The 17,993-nt window shown below is 70.5% G+C and carries 17 protein-coding genes and 1 pseudogene; 12 read left to right on the top strand and 6 right to left on the bottom strand.

Going from position 1 to position 17,993, the window contains the following annotated elements:
• Nucleotides 1-282: 282 nt before the first annotated feature.
• A complete protein-coding gene (locus tag ACIOD1_RS31830) occupies nt 283-2,019 on the top strand; it encodes an Imm49 family immunity protein (RefSeq protein ID WP_401906418.1) in 1,737 nt (578 codons plus the stop codon).
• 92 nt (nt 2,020-2,111) lie between these two features.
• Here ACIOD1_RS31830 and ACIOD1_RS31835 read toward each other — a convergent pair whose 3' ends face one another.
• Nucleotides 2,112-3,023 (bottom strand): hypothetical protein, encoded by a 912-nt coding sequence (locus tag ACIOD1_RS31835; protein ID WP_401906255.1) that lies wholly within the window; start codon nt 3,021-3,023, stop codon nt 2,112-2,114.
• 207 nt (nt 3,024-3,230) lie between these two features.
• Here ACIOD1_RS31835 and ACIOD1_RS31840 point away from each other — a divergent pair, with 207 nt between their 5' ends.
• The 6 genes and pseudogenes from ACIOD1_RS31840 (at nt 3,231) to ACIOD1_RS31865 (ending at nt 8,810) form a co-directional block, all read left to right on the top strand.
• Nucleotides 3,231-4,205 carry a Ku protein gene (locus tag ACIOD1_RS31840; RefSeq protein WP_401906421.1) on the top strand — a complete coding sequence of 325 codons (975 nt, stop codon included), beginning with the start codon at nt 3,231-3,233 and terminating at the stop codon, nt 4,203-4,205.
• A 312-nt stretch (nt 4,206-4,517) separates the two neighbouring features.
• Nucleotides 4,518-4,679, top strand: a complete 162-nt coding sequence (locus ACIOD1_RS31845; RefSeq protein ID WP_365627218.1) for a carbohydrate-binding protein — start codon at nt 4,518-4,520, stop codon at nt 4,677-4,679.
• 535 nt (nt 4,680-5,214) lie between these two features.
• Nucleotides 5,215-5,325: pseudogene (locus ACIOD1_RS31850) on the top strand (helicase associated domain-containing protein); the annotation flags it as partial.
• Nucleotides 5,326-5,803: 478 nt separating this feature from the next.
• Nucleotides 5,804-7,309, top strand: coding sequence for a PP2C family protein-serine/threonine phosphatase (locus tag ACIOD1_RS31855; protein ID WP_401906424.1), 1,506 nt, complete (start codon nt 5,804-5,806; stop codon nt 7,307-7,309).
• Nucleotides 7,306-8,382: a B12-binding domain-containing protein gene (locus tag ACIOD1_RS31860; protein ID WP_401906258.1), complete on the top strand. Its 1,077-nt coding sequence runs from the start codon at nt 7,306-7,308 to the stop codon at nt 8,380-8,382. Before ACIOD1_RS31855 ends, ACIOD1_RS31860 begins: the two co-directional genes overlap by 4 nt.
• Nucleotides 8,379-8,810: an STAS domain-containing protein gene (locus ACIOD1_RS31865; RefSeq protein WP_401906260.1), complete on the top strand. Its 432-nt coding sequence runs from the start codon at nt 8,379-8,381 to the stop codon at nt 8,808-8,810. The genes ACIOD1_RS31860 and ACIOD1_RS31865 overlap by 4 nt, the downstream gene beginning before the upstream one ends.
• A gap of 67 nt (nt 8,811-8,877) precedes the next feature.
• Here ACIOD1_RS31865 and ACIOD1_RS31870 read toward each other — a convergent pair whose 3' ends face one another.
• Nucleotides 8,878-9,273, bottom strand: a complete 396-nt coding sequence (locus ACIOD1_RS31870; protein WP_365627211.1) for a TIGR03618 family F420-dependent PPOX class oxidoreductase — start codon at nt 9,271-9,273, stop codon at nt 8,878-8,880.
• 253 nt (nt 9,274-9,526) lie between these two features.
• Nucleotides 9,527-10,774 carry a hypothetical protein gene (locus ACIOD1_RS31875; protein WP_401906262.1) on the bottom strand — a complete coding sequence of 416 codons (1,248 nt, stop codon included), beginning with the start codon at nt 10,772-10,774 and terminating at the stop codon, nt 9,527-9,529.
• A 244-nt stretch (nt 10,775-11,018) separates the two neighbouring features.
• Between ACIOD1_RS31875 and ACIOD1_RS31880 the strand changes: the two genes are divergently transcribed.
• Entirely contained in the window at nt 11,019-12,254 is a 1,236-nt protein-coding gene (locus ACIOD1_RS31880) for a hypothetical protein (RefSeq protein WP_401906264.1), read from the top strand.
• A gap of 334 nt (nt 12,255-12,588) precedes the next feature.
• Here ACIOD1_RS31880 and ACIOD1_RS31885 read toward each other — a convergent pair whose 3' ends face one another.
• Entirely contained in the window at nt 12,589-13,599 is a 1,011-nt protein-coding gene (locus ACIOD1_RS31885; protein WP_401906267.1) for an NADP-dependent oxidoreductase, read from the bottom strand.
• 111 nt (nt 13,600-13,710) lie between these two features.
• Between ACIOD1_RS31885 and ACIOD1_RS31890 the strand changes: the two genes are divergently transcribed.
• The 4 genes from ACIOD1_RS31890 (at nt 13,711) to ACIOD1_RS31905 (ending at nt 16,878) form a co-directional block, all read left to right on the top strand.
• Entirely contained in the window at nt 13,711-14,298 is a 588-nt protein-coding gene (locus tag ACIOD1_RS31890) for a TetR/AcrR family transcriptional regulator (RefSeq protein ID WP_401906269.1), read from the top strand.
• A 432-nt stretch (nt 14,299-14,730) separates the two neighbouring features.
• Complete coding sequence (locus ACIOD1_RS31895) at nt 14,731-15,144, top strand: TraR/DksA family transcriptional regulator (protein ID WP_401906271.1); 414 nt, start codon at nt 14,731-14,733, stop codon at nt 15,142-15,144.
• Nucleotides 15,145-15,334: 190 nt separating this feature from the next.
• Nucleotides 15,335-16,225, top strand: coding sequence for an SDR family NAD(P)-dependent oxidoreductase (locus ACIOD1_RS31900; protein ID WP_365627195.1), 891 nt, complete (start codon nt 15,335-15,337; stop codon nt 16,223-16,225).
• Between the two features lie 71 nt (nt 16,226-16,296).
• Entirely contained in the window at nt 16,297-16,878 is a 582-nt protein-coding gene (locus ACIOD1_RS31905; protein ID WP_401906273.1) for a TetR/AcrR family transcriptional regulator, read from the top strand.
• Between the two features lie 29 nt (nt 16,879-16,907).
• Here ACIOD1_RS31905 and ACIOD1_RS31910 read toward each other — a convergent pair whose 3' ends face one another.
• Both ACIOD1_RS31910 and ACIOD1_RS31915 read right to left on the bottom strand, forming a co-directional pair.
• The gene (locus ACIOD1_RS31910; RefSeq protein ID WP_401906275.1) at nt 16,908-17,345 is read right to left on the bottom strand and encodes a pyridoxamine 5'-phosphate oxidase family protein; all 438 of its coding nucleotides are present in this window, start codon (nt 17,343-17,345) and stop codon (nt 16,908-16,910) included.
• A gap of 201 nt (nt 17,346-17,546) precedes the next feature.
• Nucleotides 17,547-17,975 (bottom strand): SRPBCC family protein, encoded by a 429-nt coding sequence (locus ACIOD1_RS31915; RefSeq protein ID WP_365627186.1) that lies wholly within the window; start codon nt 17,973-17,975, stop codon nt 17,547-17,549.
• Nucleotides 17,976-17,993: the final 18 nt, after the last annotated feature.

Here is a 17,993-nt window from a genome sequence, read left to right on the forward strand (position 1 = left end):
CCTCACCCACACCGGCCTCACCATCCACCCACCACACCCACCGAACTTACGAAAAGATCAGTAAGGGCTGTCCCGTAATCCGTGGTGGATCAGCGTGCGGCGTCGGATGCGGTGCATCGCAAGGCGGAGGGACGCCCGAATACTCGACGTATTCGGGCGTCCCGACAACGCGGCGAGGTGCCGTAGCCGACGCCGCGCGCCCACCAGGGATGACGGGACAGCCCTTAGGCTGTCGCCGAGATCCGATCAAGGAGCAGGGCAGTGGAGATAGAGCGTCACCAGGTGGGCGGGGCCGCTGTGTCGGCGGCACGCGAGGACTTCGCCAACCGCATCGGGGGCCGGGTCCGGTCCATGTCGCGGGCCGGGCGGATGGCCACGTACGACTGGCAGTCGATCGCCGACGAGTTCCTGGACTACCTGGGCGCCCTCTCCATCGAGACGCCCGGCCTCGACACCGCTGAGGCCGAGGCCGCCCTGAAGGACGCCTCCGAAGCCGCGGTCGGCGCCGTCGCGTACGCCGCGTACCACCCCCACTGCAGCTTCCAGGTCTTCCTGGACTACGTGAACTTCGGCATGAGCTACGACCCGGGTGAGGACGCCCCCGAGGAGAGCGTCACGACCGGGGAGTGGATCGACGCACTCTGCCTGACGGTCCTCAGGGACAAGGCCAAGTGGCACGGCGAGGCCTTTCACTTCGCCCGAGCCAAGTTCGCCGCGCAGGCCGAGGGAACGCCCGCCGGCGAACTCGCCACCGGGTTGACGGCCGTGGTCTTGGACGACACCGGCGACGACGAGGAGTACCCGCCGAGCGCGCGAGCCAGGCTCGCCGCCGTCGACGCGGCCTTGGACCGTATCCGTACCCGCGCGGCGGAAACCGGCGAGCCCCTCTTGGACCGGGCCGACAGTGCGGCCCTCCACGCGCTGCGCGCCCTGGTCGGCGAGGATCGGGAGGCCTTCGACGCCGCGCTCGCCGACCTACTGGTCAAGTACGCCGCCCTGCACCGCCCCGGCGCCTCCCCGAGCACCCTGCTCCCGCTCGTTCCCCTCGCTCTCGCCTCGATCGCGTACCGGACGCTGGGCTGGGCGCCGGCCGTCCGCACCGACTACCTCCCGCACGCACTGATCACCGGATTCGAGACGCGGGGGCCGCGGGTCACGGGGTTCGGCCGAAACCGGAGGCCGGATGCGATCGCCGCGCTTGCCGCGGGCCCGCTGGTGGTGGAACGGCCGGCCTGCGAGCACGATGGGATCCGGGAGATCGAGGCCATTTACGAGAAGCACCTCCAAGAGGCGTTCACGCCCGTCGACGGAGGGCCCCCAGCCCTCTGGCGCCTCGGCAGTTCCATGGGCAATCAAGCACGCCTCTTCAAGTGGCGGGCGGGGAACCCCGATGGCGGCGCGGACGCCCAGCTCGCGACCCTTCGGCTGGCCTCACGCATGGGAGCGGCTCTGTTCCGCATCGCGCTTGCGGAGCCCGGCACCGAGACCGAGGTGACCATCGACGGCCGCCCGCTGCGCTACACGGCCAAGCGGGGCGAGGAAGCCGGCGCCGGCAACTGGCAGACGGCCGTTGCCTTTGCCCTGATCACCGGTGCGCGCGAGGACCTCGCGCCGCTGGTCCTCACCGGCCCCACCTTCGCCCGCCCGGACGGCTCCGCCTTCGGCGCGTACCGCGAAGCCCTCCATGCCTACCTCAAGGGTGCCGACCCCGAAGCGGCGGCCCAGCGGGCGCTACAGGAGGCCGAGAAGGCCAAGGACTGGGGCTTCGCGATGCCGCCGACCGTGCTCCTCTCTCAGCTCGTGGAGGGCGACGAGGAGAGCTTCAACCTCGCCCTGGCCGACGCGCTCGAAGCCCACCGCGCCTACTACGACGTCGCCGACCGCGCCGACAGTCCGGATGCCTCCGTCAACCTCGACGTCCTGGCCCTGGCCTGCCACGCCCGCCGCCGCGGCTGGGCCATCCGCGTGGAGTCCCCTTACCTGCCGAAGGATCTGCTGCCGGCCGCCCAACCGTTCTAGCTGAGGCCACAGCCTCGATTGTCGTAGGCCCGTCGCGCTGCCAGGTAGCCCATTCGGACCAGCCCCCGCCGTCGCCGCTTCCCGGTCCCCTTTCAGCCGGCGTCGGTGTCGCCACGTCCAAGGGCTTCGTGGGCGCGTACGGATTCCGCGTGCGCGGCATGTGCCGCGCGGCCGGCCGCGCGCTGCTGTTTGCGGGCCGTCTGTTCGGCGGCCTGAAGGCGGGCGCGTTCGCGCCGGCCTTCACCGAGTTGTTCCCGCAGGTCCGCGATCTTCTTGTCCAGGGCAGTGAGCCCGGCCCGAGCCTGCTCCAACTCCTTCTCCGTGGCTTCCAGGGCCCGCTCTGCCTTCTCCATCACCTGGGCGGCGCGGCGGGCCTCCGCGCGGGCCGATTGTCGGGCCGCTTCACCTTCGCCCTTTCGGGTCGGTCGGGGCGGCGCGGGAACTTCACCGGCGCCGCTGCGGGCCGCGACCGGAGGCAGTGGTGGGGGCGGGGGCGGGGAGGGTGTCGTACCGGGTGCGGGTTCCAGGTCGGTGAAGCCGACCGTCATGTCAGGTGCCTTGGCCAGAACGCCTTCTCGCCAGGCCTTCCCGGCCTTGGGGTCCGACAGGACACCGTGGAGGGTCTGCACGAGGTCGCGCTGCACCGATTCGGAAAGGTCCTGACCCGCTTGTCCGGCCAGCCGTGCGGCTTCGCGGACCATGGCCCCGATCACGCCGTGCTGCTGGTGTGACAGATCCCGCAGTACGGCTCCGTCGAGATTACGGTGCGCCTCCCGCAGCCCCTCCCCCAGTTTCAGCAGCCGAGCAGCCTGGCCGGGGTCGTGGCGGGCGAGGAGGTTCGCCGCCCACACGGCCAGGCCGGGCTTGCGCAGCGCCGCGATCTGCTTGGCCTCCCCCGTACGGCCCTCCTTGCGGGCTCCGCTGACGTGGGCATCCCGGGCAGCGGTGAACTCCGCGGGCACCAGACCGTAGAGCTCGCGCATGACCGCGTCGACATTCACCACCCCTTTACTCTCCCTCGCCGTCCGCCCCGGGGCACGGGCAGCGTGCAGCCGAGGCCCCCGGTGTGGCCGGCCACGGAAGTGACGCCGGTGGGGATGGCGCACGTGGAAGGGGGAAGGCCCCGGGACGAGGGAGCAAGGAAGGCGGTGGTGGTCGTGGCGAGACCGGTGTGGGCCGGAAATCTGTCGTTTGGGCTGGTCAGCTTGCCCGTGGGCCTCTACACGGCCACGGGCAGCCACACGATCCATTTCCACCAACTCCAGCGCGGCACCTCCGACCGGATCCGCAACCGCCGTGTGAACGAACGCACCGGCAAGGAGGTCGAGCTCGACGACATCGTCAAGGGCTACGACACGGGCGGCGAGTACGTCCTGGTCGAGCCGAAAGAGCTGGACGAGATCGCACCGGGCCGCTCACAGGCCCTGGAGATCACCGGATTCGTAGACCTGGACGAGGTCGAACCGATCTTCTTCGACAAGACGTACTACCTGGGCCCCCGCGGGACGGGCTTCGAGAAGGTCTACAACCTGCTGGAGCAGGCCCTGGCGAAGGAGGGAAAGGCGGGCATCGCGACGTTTGTGATGCGCCAGCACGAGTACCTGGTCGCGCTGAAGGCCGAGGACGGCCTCCTGACCCTGCACACCCTGCACTGGGCGGACGAGATCAGGAACCCGAAGGAGGAGATCGACAACCTGCCCAGGAAGGCGAAGGCCTCTGCCAAGGAATTGCGGATGGCCGACCAGCTCATCGAAGCCCTCACGATGACCTGGGACCCGAGCCGGTTCCACGACACCTTCCAGGAGAAGGTCGCGGCCCTGATCGAAGCCAAGCAGGCTGGGGAGGCAGTCGAGAAGGCGGAGCCGGCGGCCGAGCCCACGGGCGCCGTCGACCTCATGGAAGCCCTGCGAACCAGCGTCGAGCGGGCCCGCAGCCCCAAGGAGACGCAGGACACGAAGGACACGAAGGACACCAAAGCGTCCTCCTCCGCGCGACGGGCGCCGGGCGGCTCCGCCGGCAAGAAGCCGGCCGGCAAGAAGCGGATCCACTCCAAGCCCGCCAAGACCGGGGACCTGTCCGAGCTGACGAAGGCCGCCCTCTACAAGAAGGCCACCGCCGCACACATCCCGGGCCGTTCCCACATGACCCGCGACGACCTGGTCGACGCCCTCCAACACGCGTCCTGACCGATCCGCAGTCAGCGGCCGCGCAATCGGGTCCCGGGAAGGGCCTGCGGGAGTGTGGCGGGCGGGGGCCCGGCCCGCTGATGGCGCGGCATTCCGTCAGCCGGGCCGGTGGTGGGGATCTGCATGGCCCGTGTGATCACGGCGGCGGGGGGCGGGCATCGGCGGGTGGCGCGTCACTGTGCGGTGGGGCCCGTCAGGTGCCGTGGGCGCCGGTCGGGCGGGGTGGCGCCCGCTCCGGGCCGACCAAGGCTGCGACGTGCGAGGATTTGAGTGGGCCCGGCAGTGGGTCGGCCCGATGAAAGGTACCGCGACATGGCAGCAGGATTTTCGGACTGGAAAGTCAACCGGCAGTACGCGGCGAACGACCGGGTCTCCTACCAGGGGAAGCAGTACCGCTGCCTGGTGGCGAACAAGTCCAACTCCGCGTCGAACCCGAAGACGGCAGTGAAGCTCTGGCAGGAATACTCGGTGTGACCGGTTGGTTGCTCGGGGCCGGCAGGTCGAAGCCGATCTCCTCGGGCGAGCGGGCGCCCGCCCGGGCCATGGCCTCGGCCGGCTCGGTCCGGTAGGAGTCGGACCAGGGTCTGTACGCCCCCGGGCCCGGACGGCCGGCGCCCACAGGAGCGGCCGCCCGGCCAGTACCGCGTCCGCGGCGCGGGACAGAGCCGTCAGCACGTCCGGACCGGTGCTCAGTCACAGGGGCTGTGCCTGCCTGAGCACCGGTACCTGGGGGGATCCGTCAGGTACCGCGCTGAACAGTGCGGTGGTGGCGAGGGCGGCCGGTCAGTCGCCCACGATGCCCGGCCCTGGCGGGCCGGTGGCCTGTTCAGCCTTGGCGCCAGACTTGCTCTCCGCGCAGCTCGCTCAGTTCTGCCTCCACGGCGTCGAGCAGCTGGGGTCCCCACACGGTCGGTGTCCGCGGTCCGGCATGGGAGAACAAACCTGCCCACGCGGACGTCCGCTGGGACCCGACTGAGGACGGGTACCTCGCCCCGGAGACGAGCACTGGCGGCGCGGGGTGGAGACCGCCGTCATCTACGCCCGCGAGCACGGCGACCTGCGCCCCCGGCCCACCTCCCTCGCGGATTTCCCGCTCGGGCAGTGGCCCTCCGGGACGTGAACGACGGCGGCGGAGGAGCGGTCCTCGGCGACGGCGAGGAGACGGCGAGGAGATGGCAAGGAGACGGCGCTCCGCCGGGTCTGGGTCCTGGCGTGAGGGCGCGGGGCGCGCAATCGTTCGTCATTTCACCTCGTGTGACGTGCGGTTCAGGGTTCCGCCAACGAAGGCGGGGCGTGGTTTCGGTGCACAGGCGACGCGAAGGGCATGGCCGGGGGGTGCGGTTGCCAAGGGAGCGGTGAATGGGTGATGGTTGCCTGACGGCAAGTGTTTTTCGTCTAGGCAATTGAGGTGAGGGGTCCGCGCAGCGGGCCTTCGACGTTTGCTGAATACCCCCCAGGCCGATTCCACCCCAACCGCGGTTCACATCCCGTGGGGTGACGCCCCCTACCCGGTCCTCGTCGCGGATGCCCAGTCGGTGCTGGTGTTCGTCAACGACGCGGCAGGCCTCGTCTTCCCCGGCGCCCGCTCGGGCTCGCCGATGGCCGATACGGTGCCCGACTGGCTGTCGTCGGCCCACGCCCGCCGCCTCTCCCCCGCTCCGACGCGACCCGTGCCGGGCTCCGTCGCGGATGCGTTGGCGCGAGGCCCGGTGGGTGAGCGTACGTACGAGGCACATCCGACGGCCCGTCACGACGGCACGGTGGTGTGGTGGCTGGTCGATGACACCGATCACCGCCTGGCCCGCGAGGCCCTTCGGACAGAGCGGGAGCGCACCGCGTTCCTGACGGAGGCGTCGAACCTGCTGCTTTCGTCACTGAATGTGGAGCGGTGCATGGACGTCACGGCGCAGATGGCCGCAGAGCACCTCGCCGACGCCGCCCTGGTGATCGCGCCCTCGCGCGGCCGCGAGCTTCCGCTGGTGACCTGCCTACGCGGCGAAAGACCGTCCACGTCCCGGGTGTCCGCCGCCCCGGAGGAGGTGCCGGGGCTCGGCGAGGCCCTCCAGGGTTTCCCGCCCGTGCCCTCCCGGTGGATCGATCCCGGCGCGGCGCCGGACTGGCTGATCCCGGAGGGCTTCGGGCCGGTGCGGTCGATCGTGATCACGCCGCTGCCGGGGCACGGTGTGCCGGCGGGCGCCCTGGTCCTCCTGCGCCGTGCCGAAAGCCCCGCCTTCACGGAGGACGAGGAAGTCTTCGCCAGGTTGTTCGCCGCCCGCGCGGGCGCGGCGATGTCGGCGGCCCGCCTGTACGCGGAGCAGGCGGCGATCACCGAGACGCTGATGCGGGAGTTGCTGCCGCCGTCGCTGCACCAGGTCTCGGGGGTCGAGTACGCGGGCGGCTACCGGCCCTCGCTGGACCACGAGCGGATCGGCGGGGACTTCTACGACGTCCATCCCGCGGCGGTGCGGGGCGACCCCTCGCTGGTCGTGCTGGGGGACGTGTGCGGCAAGGGCCTGGAAGCGGCGGTGATGACGGGGAAGATCCGCAACACCCTGCAGGCACTGCTGCCGATGGCGGAGGACCACCAGCGGATGTTGGCCCTGCTGAACACCTCGTTGCTGAACACGCACAACGCCCGGTTCGCGACCATGGTGCTGGCTTCCGCCGCCCGCGAGGGCAACGCCGTGAAGCTGCGGCTGACCAGCGCCGGCCATCCCGCTCCGTTGATCCTGCGTGCCGACGGCCGCGTCGACGAGGCGCCCACCCAGGGCACCCTGGTCGGTGCGCTGCCCCACGTCACCGCCGCGACGGTGCTCATGACACTGGCGCCCGGTGAGACGTGCGTGCTGTACACGGACGGGATCACCGAGGCACGGGGCGGACCGCTGGGCGACGCCATGTTCGGCGAGGCCCGGCTGCGCCGGGTCCTGTCGGAATGCGGGGGAATGCCCGCCGAAGCCGTCGTGGAACGCGTCCAGATGCTCGCCTCCCAGTGGGTGGGCACCGGCCACCACGACGACATGGCCGTCGTCGTCATCTCCGCCCCCCGCACCAACCACCTGAGCGCGGTGAACGGCCACACTCGGGGCAGGTTCACCGCATGACCATGGATTTCGTAACCCCGCTCGACCACCTGCCGAGACGGCTGTGGGACGCCGTCATCGACGGGGACGAGCATGCCGCGACCGGAGCGGTCCGGCGGGCGCTGGACGACGGGGCGGACCCGGAGGGCGTCCTGCTCGACGTGATCGCCCCCGTTCAGGGCCGGGTGGGCCGGGAGTGGGCCGCCAATCGCATCAGCGTCGCCCAGGAGCACGCCGCGACCGCCATCAACGAACGGGCGGTCGCCGCCGTCGCGGGGCACCCCGCAGTCCGTACGGAGCCCACCCTCGGCCGCATCACGGTCGCCTGCGTGGACGGGGAATGGCACGGCCTGCCGGCCCGGCTGCTGGCCGAGGTCCTGCGGCTGCGCGGCTGGTACGTCGACTACCTCGGCGCCCAAGTCCCCACCCCCCACCTGGTCACGCACATCCATCGCACCGGGCCCGACGCCGTGGCGCTGTCCGGTTCTATCGCCACCCGCCTGCCCACCGCGCACGCCACGATCACCGCCTGCCAGGCCGCCGGCACGCCCGTTCTCGTCGGCGGAGCCGCCTTCGGGCCCGACGGGCGCCATGCCCGCCTGCTGGGCGCAGACGCCTGGGCGCCGGACGCTCGCAGCGCCGCCGACGAGCTGGCCCGGCGACCGCTGCCCCGGCCGCGCCCCGACCACCAGCCGATGGACGACCTCCCGCACCTGAGCGATCAGGAGTACACCTACGTCGCCCGCAGCCGCCCCCGGCTCGTTCGGGCGGTCTTCGACGGGCTGGAGGCCGCCTACCCCGCGATGCGCGGCTACGACGAACTCCAGCGGGAACACACGGCCGAAGACCTCTCCCACATCGTCGAGTTCCTCGCCACCGCCCTCTACACCGACGACGGGGAGCTCTTCGGTGAGTTCCTCCTGTGGACCGCGGGCGTCCTCGCCGCCCGCGGTGTCCCCGCGAGCAGCCTCCTGCCCGCTCTGGAACTCCTCAGCCGCGAGCTGCAGGAGTTCCCCCGCGCCGCCGGCGTCCTCCGAGCCGGCTCGGCGCGCCTGACCCGTACCCCTCTCACCACCGCCGGGACAACCGAATGACCATGCTGCCCACCGGCCGGCTCCGGCTGACGCGCGTCGACGCGGACGCCACTGTGCGCATCGAGCTGCACGGCGACCTCGACCACGAGAGCGCGGGCGCCCTGTTGGACGCCGTCGACGGTGTGCTGGCCGAGGCCGTCGGCCCGCGCGAACTGCATCTGGGCTGCGCGGACCTCGCGGCGGTCGATTCGAGCGGACTGTCGACGTTGCTGATGATCCGGCGGCTGACCGATGCGGCGGACGTACGCCTCCGCCTGGGCGAGCGGCCCGTGCGACTGGACCGCATGCTGCGCGTGACCGGTACGTTGGACCACCTCACGGCACCGGAGGCAGGAGGCCGCTCCGGATCCTCGTCGGAGCAGAGCCCGTCCGCTGCTTCGGAGGAATCCATACCGGCCCACTCCAGCAGCCCGGACACCAGCAGCTGAATGGGAAAGCGCCCGCCAGTCTGAACCGACCCCTGTTGCGCGGAAGGGACGGCCGCCGGGCGCCCGGTCACGGAGTGCTGCTCACCTTTCGTGGCGCGATGGTGAGCCGTACCCGGACCTCGTCCGTGCCTCCGAACCACGGGTAGGGGCGGCCGAGGTACCTCTGGGAGAGGTCCTCGATGTGCTCGACGGCGCCCTCCGTCGTGGTGTCCACGACTTCCCCGCGTACCTGGAAGTAGCGGGCGGGCGCCGCGGGGTCGGAGATCGTGACGGCCACACGCGGGTCGCGGCGGACGTTGCGCACCTTCACGTGGGTGTCCACGCTGTTGATGACGATGTTCACCCCGTCCGTGTCCACCCAGGTCTGGGTGAGCTGCGGAGAACCGTCCGCCATCAAGGTGGCCAGGTAGCAGGTGCTCGGGCCGCGCAGCAAAGCCACGAGCTCAGGGGGCAGAACGCTCACAGAAGACTCCTCACGCCATGGGGCCGGGGCGAGTTCCGGGTCACCCCCGGTCGCCCCGCACGGAGATCACGCTAACCAGTGGTGCCTGGCCCGGCCACCACAACACAGCCCGCAGGCCCTGTGGGCTGCGTGGGAACGGTCGGCCGGACCCGCGAGTTCGGGCACTCCGTGTCCGCCGCGACATCATCGTCTCCGCCGCCGGCCCGCATCCCCCTCTGCCCCGGTTCGGGCGCCCGGGGGAGGGGGCCGGCACCTACGGGGCGATGACCACCTGGTACGCCTCGCCGTCGAGGATGCGCTCGTACTGCACCTCGCGGCCTACTTCCCGCCCCGCGTTCTGGTTGTCGTTGGAGGGGACATGGGCCCTGACGCACGGCGCGACCGGTTCGCCACGTACGACATCCACCCTCCATGCGCCGCCGCCCACGTAGCGGGGGATGATCTCCGTGCACAGCGAGCCGAGCGTGCCGCCCTGACGGGTCTTGGCGAAGGGGAACTCGTCACATTCATCGTCCACGACGGTGAGGTCGGCCACGAAGGGCTTCGGTGGAGCCTTGCAGCTGTAGTAACGCCTGCTCTTCTCCCGCGGCTCGTCGGCGTCACGCGTGAGCGGCCTTTTTTCGGTGCCCATGGCGTTGTTGTCGCTCAGGTTGTTCTGCGCCCATTCGTAGGCCACCGCGGCGGCCCCGAATTGGGACTTGCTGAGGGTCACCCTGGCCAGATCCTCGGTGACGATGCAGCCGGGGTTCCCGCCGACCTGCCCGTCACAGCGCAGTGAGGGGCCCGCCCACTGCCCGTAGCTGATGACGGGCTCCGCGTTGCTGCTCTCCGTCTGGCTCTGGTACGCGATCTGGCTGCGCTGGCGCGGGCCGCCGCCCCGGACGGTGGAGTCGTAGGAGAGGGTTCCGGTGTGGTCCTCCTCGCCCTGACCCAGCTCGATGCTCCCGCCGCCCCATGCGGGCGGCCCCGCTATGCACTCGGTGCAGGACGATGACAGAGCGAGTCTCATCCTGGAAATGTTGGAGTACCCGCCGGCATAGACGGAGACGCGCTCCTGCCACCGCGTGCTGTAGGGGTTTGTATCGGATGCGGCCGTGATCGTGAGTAGGGCCGAGCCGATCGTCTCGCCCCCGCGGTCGACGAGCACGTACACGATGTTGTGCCGCGTGCAGTAGGCGTGGCGGTTGGAGACGACATCCTGTTGTTTCTTGGAGGCGCACAGGGCCGTCGAGTTGTCCCCGGGGGCGCCGCCGCCGTCCAGGGGGGCGGCGACGCGGATACGGGCGAGATCCTCGGCGGTGACGGGCCGCTCCTTGATACAGGTCCATGCCGCGCCTTGGCGCGCGAGGCCGGAGCCGGGGGTGGTAGCCGTGCAGGTGCCGTGGCCCTCGGGAGCCGCCGATAGTGGTGCGGCGGCGGCCGGTGAGACGCCCAGGGTGAGGAGAGCGGCGGTCACGGCGAGCGAGGCCATCGCCGCGAGCAGCCGTATGACGTGTTTCAAAGGGTGGCCCCCCTGTTCGGTGGCGTACGGGTCCGTCAGGGATGGAACCGGTTCGGCGCCCGTGCGCGCTAGGGGCGGAATAGGCCCCTCTATGACCATTTCTGTGATCATTTTTGGCCCGTTGCGAGCTCACGCCCCCACCCGCGTGGCCACTACGTTCACCCCTTGACCGAACACACACCACCAGGGGGAAAGGGCAACGATGCGCCCCACAAAACCCGTCAGCCGCATAGGCACAACACTCATGGCCTGCGCTGCCTCGGCCGCTGTAGCCACCGTCGGCCTTGCCGTCTCACCGGCCTCGGCCGCACCCGCGAAGTCCGCCACGGCCACGCAGGTCAAGCCCGGTGACGCCTGTACGGCGGCCGACCTCGGTACACGCCATCCGTACATCAAGACGACCGAAGTCACGCCGGAGATCACCCACTTCAAGGGCTGGTACGTCACCGAGGGCGCGACCGGCTACCAGAACGTCACCACCAGCACCCAGACCACCATCTCGGTTTCCGTCGGCCTCAACGGCAACGTCCAGGGCAGCTTCGCCGTCGAGACCCTCGGCACCGTCGGCGCGAGCCTGGGCCTGAACGTTCAGGTCACCTACTCCTCCACCAGCAGCGAGTCGAACTCGGTCACGTGGAATTTCAACCGGCCCGGCTACTACGGCGTCTACAAGGGAACCAAGAAGGTCACCGGTACGTACGCGAGCCTCAACTGCAACCGCTCCCAACAGGGCGACGGCACATGGGTGTTGCGGTGGAACGAGGGGGCCGGTGGCGGCAGCTTCACCACCTACACCACCCTCGAAGAAGGCGCGGTGCGCTGCCAGGACAAGGTGCCCGCCAACAGCATCATGGCCAAGGCGCAAGGCCTCCTCGACTGCGGCTCGGCCGCCGCGAAGGCCGAACACCCGGCGGGTTCGGTGGCCCCGACAGCGAAGCAGACGCAGGACCGCCTCGCGCAGCGCCCGGCTCCCACCGGCGGCACGTCCGCCGAACAGCCCGAGGCCACCGGGCGCAGCGCGCAGGCCGCGCTCAACTGCGAACCCGGCGCCTACAAGATCGACGTCCCCGGCAAGCCCCTGAACTGGAGCGCACCGCTCCTGGCCAACGACGGCATCCGCCTGCGCGAATCCAACTTCTTCAGCGCCCACCTGGACAACTGGCGTTTGTGCAACGTCACGGAGGCCAACGGAGTCATCGAGGCGTCCCTGTGGAACTGGGGCAACGGCGGATGCGCGACCATCCCGGCGAACATCGCCAACCAGGAGCAGGCCTACCTGACGACGGCCACCTGCGGGGAGGACGACCTCCAGCGGTTCTACATCTACCGTGACGTACCCGGTAGCTCGAAGATCGGTGTGCAGAACAAGCACACCGGCTCCATGATGGGCCACGACCGGTACGCGGACGGGGAGTTGATCCGCCAGTACTCCAGTGGCAGGCAGGACGGTACGGGTACGTACACCCTGACCGGAGTCTGACGGCCCGCACCCCGTGAGCGGCCCCGCACGTGAGCCCCCGACCTCCGGGTTCCGTGCGGGGCCCTTCGCGTCCCTACTCCGGCCCTTCGTCGGGCGTTGGAGGCCCCGGGTCGCGAACGAGACAGCCAAGGTCGGATGGCCGGCCCGGCCGGAAGTGGCTGACGAAGTCCGGAAAGTCCGCACAGAGATACTGCGGATCGCACGGCTTCAGCCGGATCTGCTTGCGGCTGTCGGCCCACCAGGTCTCGGGACGTCGCGGGTGCTGAAGGCTTCGATCCGCCCCCGTGTCCGACAGTCACGCGCCGCGTGGTCAGGTTGCTTGCCGCCGGACGACCTAAGCGACCGTGAGCACGATCTTGCCCTGGATGTGCCCTCGGGCGGCGCGTTCGTGTGCGGCTCGGGCATCCGCGAGCGCGAACGTGCTGTCGATCGCGACGCGGACCGTGCCCGCGTCGAGCAGGCGCCCCAGTTCGGCAAGCTGCGCGCCGTTCGAGCGGACTTGGGCGCTGGAGACCGTCACTCCCAGCTTCGCGATCTCCTCCTCGTCGAAGTCCCCCGGGAGTACGGGGAACTGGACGCCGCCGTGCTTGAGCGTGCGCAGCAGGCGTTTGCTGTCGGGGCCGCCGACGGTGTCGAGAACGAGGTCGATGTCGTGCACGCGTTCCTCGGGGCGACTCTGGGTGTAGTCGATGAACCGCTCGGCGCCGAGTCCCCTCAGGAACGTTTCGTGCGCGCCCGATGCCACTGCGATGACACGTGCACCCTTCCATTTCGCGAGCTGTACTGCGAAGTGGCCCACGCCGCCCGCGGCGCCGTTGACGAGCACCGTCGTGTCGGCGTCGAGTGCCGTCGGGCGATGCCGCCCTTCCTGGAACGGCGAGGGGTGATCGTGTCCGACCTCGATCAGGAACTGCCAGGCGGTGAGCCCTGCCATGGGCGCCCCGGCGGCGTGCACGTGATCGATGCCGGCCGGCTTGTGTGCGAGGTCCGATGCCGGCGCGGCCACGTACTCGGCGTACGCGCTGCCCCCGAAGCTGGGAAAACGCAGGAGACCGAAGACTTCATCGCCTACGGCGAAGCCGTCCACGTCCGGGGCGACGGCCTCGACGACGCCGGACACGTCCGTCCCCGGAATCACCGGCAGGCTGACCGCCGATTCCGTCTCTCCGGGCATGGTGGTCATCCCGCCGCGCAGGTACCAGTCGGGAGGATTGACGCCGGCCGCGTGAACGCGGACGAGCACCTCGCCCGGCCCCGGCTCGGGAACCGGGACCTCCTCGAAGAGGAGAACTTCGGGGCCGCCGTGCTCATGGAGCCTGACCGCCTTCATCGTGCGTGTAGGCATCGCACTTCTCCTGCCCTCGGTGCGGGATAGACTGATTCGGATCAGCGATCCACATAAACGGACCACTGGTGCGAATATATGGACCACTGATCCGGATAGTCAAGGGGACACATGCGGGCCGACGCCAGGAAGAACCGCGACCACCTGCTCGCAGTAGCGGGCACCGCCATCACCGAGCAAGGCGTGGACGTGTCGCTGCGCGACATCGCACGCCGGGCCGATGTCGGGCTCGCGACGCTGCTGCGTCACTTCCCGACGCGCGAGGCGCTGCTCGAAGCCCTGCTCCGCACGAGCTTCGACGAGCTGACGGCGCGGGCGGCCGAACTCGAAACGTCGAGCTCGCCCGTGGACGCTCTCGTTGCGTGGCTGAGCGACTGCGTCGCGTGGACGACCGAGTACCGGGGAGTGACCGTACTGATGGCGGCCGCCATCGACGACGCCGAATCCGCACTCCACGCCTCGTGCGTCACCCTGCGCGCAGCCGGCGCGCGGCTCCTCACCCGAGCCCAGGCCGCCGGCATGGCGCGGAGCGACATCGATGGCGCCGATCTGTTCGCGCTGGTGGCGATGCTCGCTTGGCTCGGCGATCAACCCTCGCTCGCGCCACGCGCCGATCGCCTCTTCGAGGTTGTCGCGAGCGCGATTCTGACGACCCCCGGGAACAGCGATCCCGACGCGGAACGCCGCTCTCGGGGCTGAGGGGCGACCGCAGCGGTCAGAGGCCGGGCACATCGCCCCCCGGCGGTGCGACGCGGTCCGCCGCAACGCCGATCTTGTGGGGGTGTACGCAGGCCGGAAGTCCGTCAGCGGTGTACCGGTAGCCGTCGGCCGGGTCGAACGGGCACGCGCGGGAGGGACGGTCGTAGACCACGAACGCAGGGCGCGGCATCCGTCTGCCCGGGCAGGTCCCGCACGCGGGATGGTCCGGGTCCGTCACGAACGGCATCTCCATGGCGGGACGATAGCGCTACCGGCGCCAAGCCGGGAGACAACGGACGTTCCCCCAACCCCCAGGCCTGCGCACCCGGGCCGAATTCGGTCACGCACTCACGGGTGGTTTCGGTTCTCCGTGGGAGGAGGGGACGCGACGTCCGGGGGAATCGGGGACCGCGAGCCGGCGTTTTCGCACGCATGGGCGACACATCACCGCACGACCAGGACGACCGCGGCCCGGCCCCCCTCGCGATCGCCCGCGCACGCCTCGCGGCCGACCGCGCCGACACCCTCGCCCGCACGGCCGCGCTCGGCCGTGATTTCGACGCGATCGTCGCCGCGAACGCACTCGTCGCCGTCGACGATGAGCACGACCCCGAAGGAGCCAGCACCGCCTTCGAGCGCGCTCACGTGGCCGCCCTCATAGCGCGGGCGAACGAGCACCTGGAAGAACTCGACCAAGCCCTGGAACGCCTCGAACGAGGCGAGTACGGACGGTGCGAAAGCTGCGGCCGGACGATCCCGACCGAGCGCCTGGAGATCCGTCCGGCGGCGACCACCTGCGTCCACTGCGCCCAATCCCACTCGCGCCGGCCACCGCGCCCCGCCTGACGGACGGCGCTGCCCCGCCCCGAGGGAGCGGATCGCCGAGCTGTCGTGGTGCGCGACTTCCGCCCCCCGATCGCGCGATCGGCCGACGAACCTTCCGAACGAACCACTAAATGGATGGGTTATCCATATGCGTGCTACGGTCGCCCTAACCGGATAGAACATCCGGATGCGTATCAGGGGTGAGTGAGTCATGAAGAGGACCGCTGTGGTCACGGCCGGAACAGCCGGCATCGGCCTGGAGACGGCGGTGGGGCTGGCCGCTGCCGGGTTCTCGGTCACGGTCGTCGGACGCGACGCCGACCGAGGCGCCCGGGCGGTCGACCGGATCAACGCGACGAGTCCGGCACACCCTGCCCGGTTCCTGCCCACCGACCTCGCCGCGCTCGACGAAGTGCGCGCGCTCGCCGACCGGATCGCCTCCGAACACGCCGCCTCGGGTGAACCGCTGAGCGTGCTCGTCAACAACGTCGGGGCGATGTTCGCGGACCGACGGGACCTGGACGGCGTCGAGGCGTCGTTCGTCGTCAACCATCTCTCGCCCTACCTGCTGACCGAGCTGCTGCTCCCCACGCTGACGGCAGGTGCGCCGAGCAGGATCGTGAACGTGACCTCGGGTGCGGTCGGGGCCGCGAAGCGGGTGTTCGATGCCGTCGAACCACCCGGCGGCTACTACGGATTCCACTGGTACGGCCGCGCCAAGCTGGCCAACCTCGCCTACACGCTCGACCTGGCCGGTCGGCTGGACGGCACGGGCGTATCGGTCTTCGCCGCCGACCCCGGAGGCGCCGCGACCGACATGACCAACGGCACCATGACCGACCCGAAGATCGTCTCACCCGCCCTGCGGGTGCTGTGGCCCCTGGTGCGCCGCACGTTCGAACGCTCGACTTCCGGCCCCGCGTCCTCAGCGGCCAGATCCTCGGTCACCGCCGCCACCGACGACGCCCTGACAGACCGTACCGGCATCGTCATCGACGCCCAGGCACGCCCCGTCGCGCCGCCTCGCGCCGCGACCGACCCGCGCGTCGCCGCCGCCGTCCGGCGGCTCAGCGAGCGGTACGCGCCCCTTGCGGCCACCTGATCCGTCCCGCCGTGCGGCATCGGCACGGGCGACGCGGTTTCCGGATGGAGCATCCGATTAACATGTCCGTCATGACGACGACGCCACTGCGCAAGGACGCCGCCCGCAACCGGGACCGGATCGTCGCCGTTGCCCGCGCCCTCGTCGATGAGGGCACCCCGTTGCAGCTCAACGACGTCGCCCGGCGCGCCGGAACCGGTGTGGCCACCGTCTACCGGCACTTCGCCACGCCCGAGGCGCTGCTGGAGACGGTCGCCACCCCCTGTCTGGAAGCCCTGACCACCTACGGCGAGCAGGCCCTCGCCGACCCCGACGCCTGGGGCGCACTGGAGGCCTTCTTGACCCGCACGGTCGAAGCCCAGGTCGGCGACGTCTCCCTGGCGCCCGTCACCGCCGCACCCGAGAACGCCCTGCCGCGCACCACCGAACTCAAGACGTCGCTGTGGTCGACCGGGCGTACGCTCCTCGACCGGGCTCGCGAGGCCGGGACGGTCCGCCCCGATCTGAGCCCGGCCGACCTGGTCCCGCTCATGTGCGGCATCGCCTACGCCGTACACGTCCACGGCGGCACTCCGGCCGACCGGATCGACACCGCGCATCGCTACCTGGCCACCCTCCTCGGGGGCCTGCGAGCCACACCGCCGGCCGTGTGACATGCGCCCCGCATGACGCGGAACGCGCCTCAGCCCTGGGCCGGGATGTCCAAGGCGGTCCCGTACAGCCGGGAGACCCGAATGAGGATCACCACGCGTCGGTCGGGCAGCGGCTGTTCGCCGGAATCCGCCCCGTCGGCCGGGTCCACGATCTCCGCCTCGCCCTCCGCCACGGCGAAGGACCAGACGTCCGGACCGCTGACATGCAGTGAGGTGTGCGGGTCACGGCGCAGCTGGCGCACCTTGAGGCGGTCGGCGGTGGAGGAGACGCGCAGTACGCGCTGCTCGGCGTTCCAGTCGTAGAGGACGGTCGACAGGTGCGGGTGGCCGGTGCTCCGGACGCTCGCGAGTACGCCGAACTGCTGCTGCCCCAACAGTCGGGAAAGCTCTCCGTCGGTGAGCACCCGAGGGGCCGGGCCGTCGTTCTTGGTGCCGGCAGTGGTCTCGGTGGTGGTGTTCTCGCTCATGAGGGTCAGCCTTTCGCGGGTCGGGGCCGGGCGGGGCAACAAGAGAGACCGTAGCAGATGGTTTCGTTGCGGACTATCTTGTTTTTGCCCCGCTCCGGTCGCGACCTTCGAGCCGAGTGCGATGCGGCCGTCCTGCACGTAGGGGATGACCCGGTTGGCCATGAGGCCGGGGGTGGAGGGACGCCGATGTCGGCGGGGGTGTCAGGTGCCCACGGCCTCGCGCTCGGCCATTGACTGGAATTGGCCCAGGTCGTAGTTGGCCAGGACCGAGTCGAGGTTCGTGAGGGCGCCCAGGTGCTCGACGAAGCCCTGCGGGTCGTACTCGACCTGAAGGGTGACCCGGCTCTCCGTGTCACTGAGGCGGTGGAACGTCACCACGCCCGCGTGGTGCACCCCCTCGGTGGTGCGCCAGGCGATGCGCTCTTCGGGCATCACCTCGGTCAGCTCTGCCACGAACCGCTTGTCGGCCCCGGGCAGGGAGACCTGCCAGGCGAAGGTGGTCCCGTCGATCCGCTCGACGTGCCGGACGTGGCTGAGGAAGGAGGGCCAGCGCTCGACGTCCTGCCAGAGGGCCCAGCTCACGGAGACCGGCGCCTTGATGTCGACCGCTTCGAGCAATGAGGATGCCATGGACTTCTTCTCCTTCGT

Source organism: Streptomyces sp. NPDC088097 (assembly GCF_044741845.1).
Lineage (GTDB): Bacteria > Actinomycetota > Actinomycetes > Streptomycetales > Streptomycetaceae > Streptomyces.

Coding starts and splice junctions, on each gene's coding strand:
- ACIOD1_RS31865 (WP_401906260.1), top strand. CDS start 8,379: ATGACCATGCTGCCCACCGGCCGGCTCCGGCTGACGCGCGTCGACGCG.
- ACIOD1_RS31855 (WP_401906424.1), top strand. CDS start 5,804: ATGGCCGATACGGTGCCCGACTGGCTGTCGTCGGCCCACGCCCGCCGC.
- ACIOD1_RS31900 (WP_365627195.1), top strand. CDS start 15,335: ATGAAGAGGACCGCTGTGGTCACGGCCGGAACAGCCGGCATCGGCCTG.
- ACIOD1_RS31905 (WP_401906273.1), top strand. CDS start 16,297: ATGACGACGACGCCACTGCGCAAGGACGCCGCCCGCAACCGGGACCGG.
- ACIOD1_RS31895 (WP_401906271.1), top strand. CDS start 14,731: ATGGGCGACACATCACCGCACGACCAGGACGACCGCGGCCCGGCCCCC.
- ACIOD1_RS31915 (WP_365627186.1), bottom strand. CDS start 17,975: ATGGCATCCTCATTGCTCGAAGCGGTCGACATCAAGGCGCCGGTCTCC.
- ACIOD1_RS31860 (WP_401906258.1), top strand. CDS start 7,306: ATGACCATGGATTTCGTAACCCCGCTCGACCACCTGCCGAGACGGCTG.
- ACIOD1_RS31890 (WP_401906269.1), top strand. CDS start 13,711: ATGCGGGCCGACGCCAGGAAGAACCGCGACCACCTGCTCGCAGTAGCG.
- ACIOD1_RS31910 (WP_401906275.1), bottom strand. CDS start 17,345: ATGAGCGAGAACACCACCACCGAGACCACTGCCGGCACCAAGAACGAC.
- ACIOD1_RS31885 (WP_401906267.1), bottom strand. CDS start 13,599: ATGCCTACACGCACGATGAAGGCGGTCAGGCTCCATGAGCACGGCGGC.
- ACIOD1_RS31880 (WP_401906264.1), top strand. CDS start 11,019: ATGGCCTGCGCTGCCTCGGCCGCTGTAGCCACCGTCGGCCTTGCCGTC.
- ACIOD1_RS31845 (WP_365627218.1), top strand. CDS start 4,518: ATGGCAGCAGGATTTTCGGACTGGAAAGTCAACCGGCAGTACGCGGCG.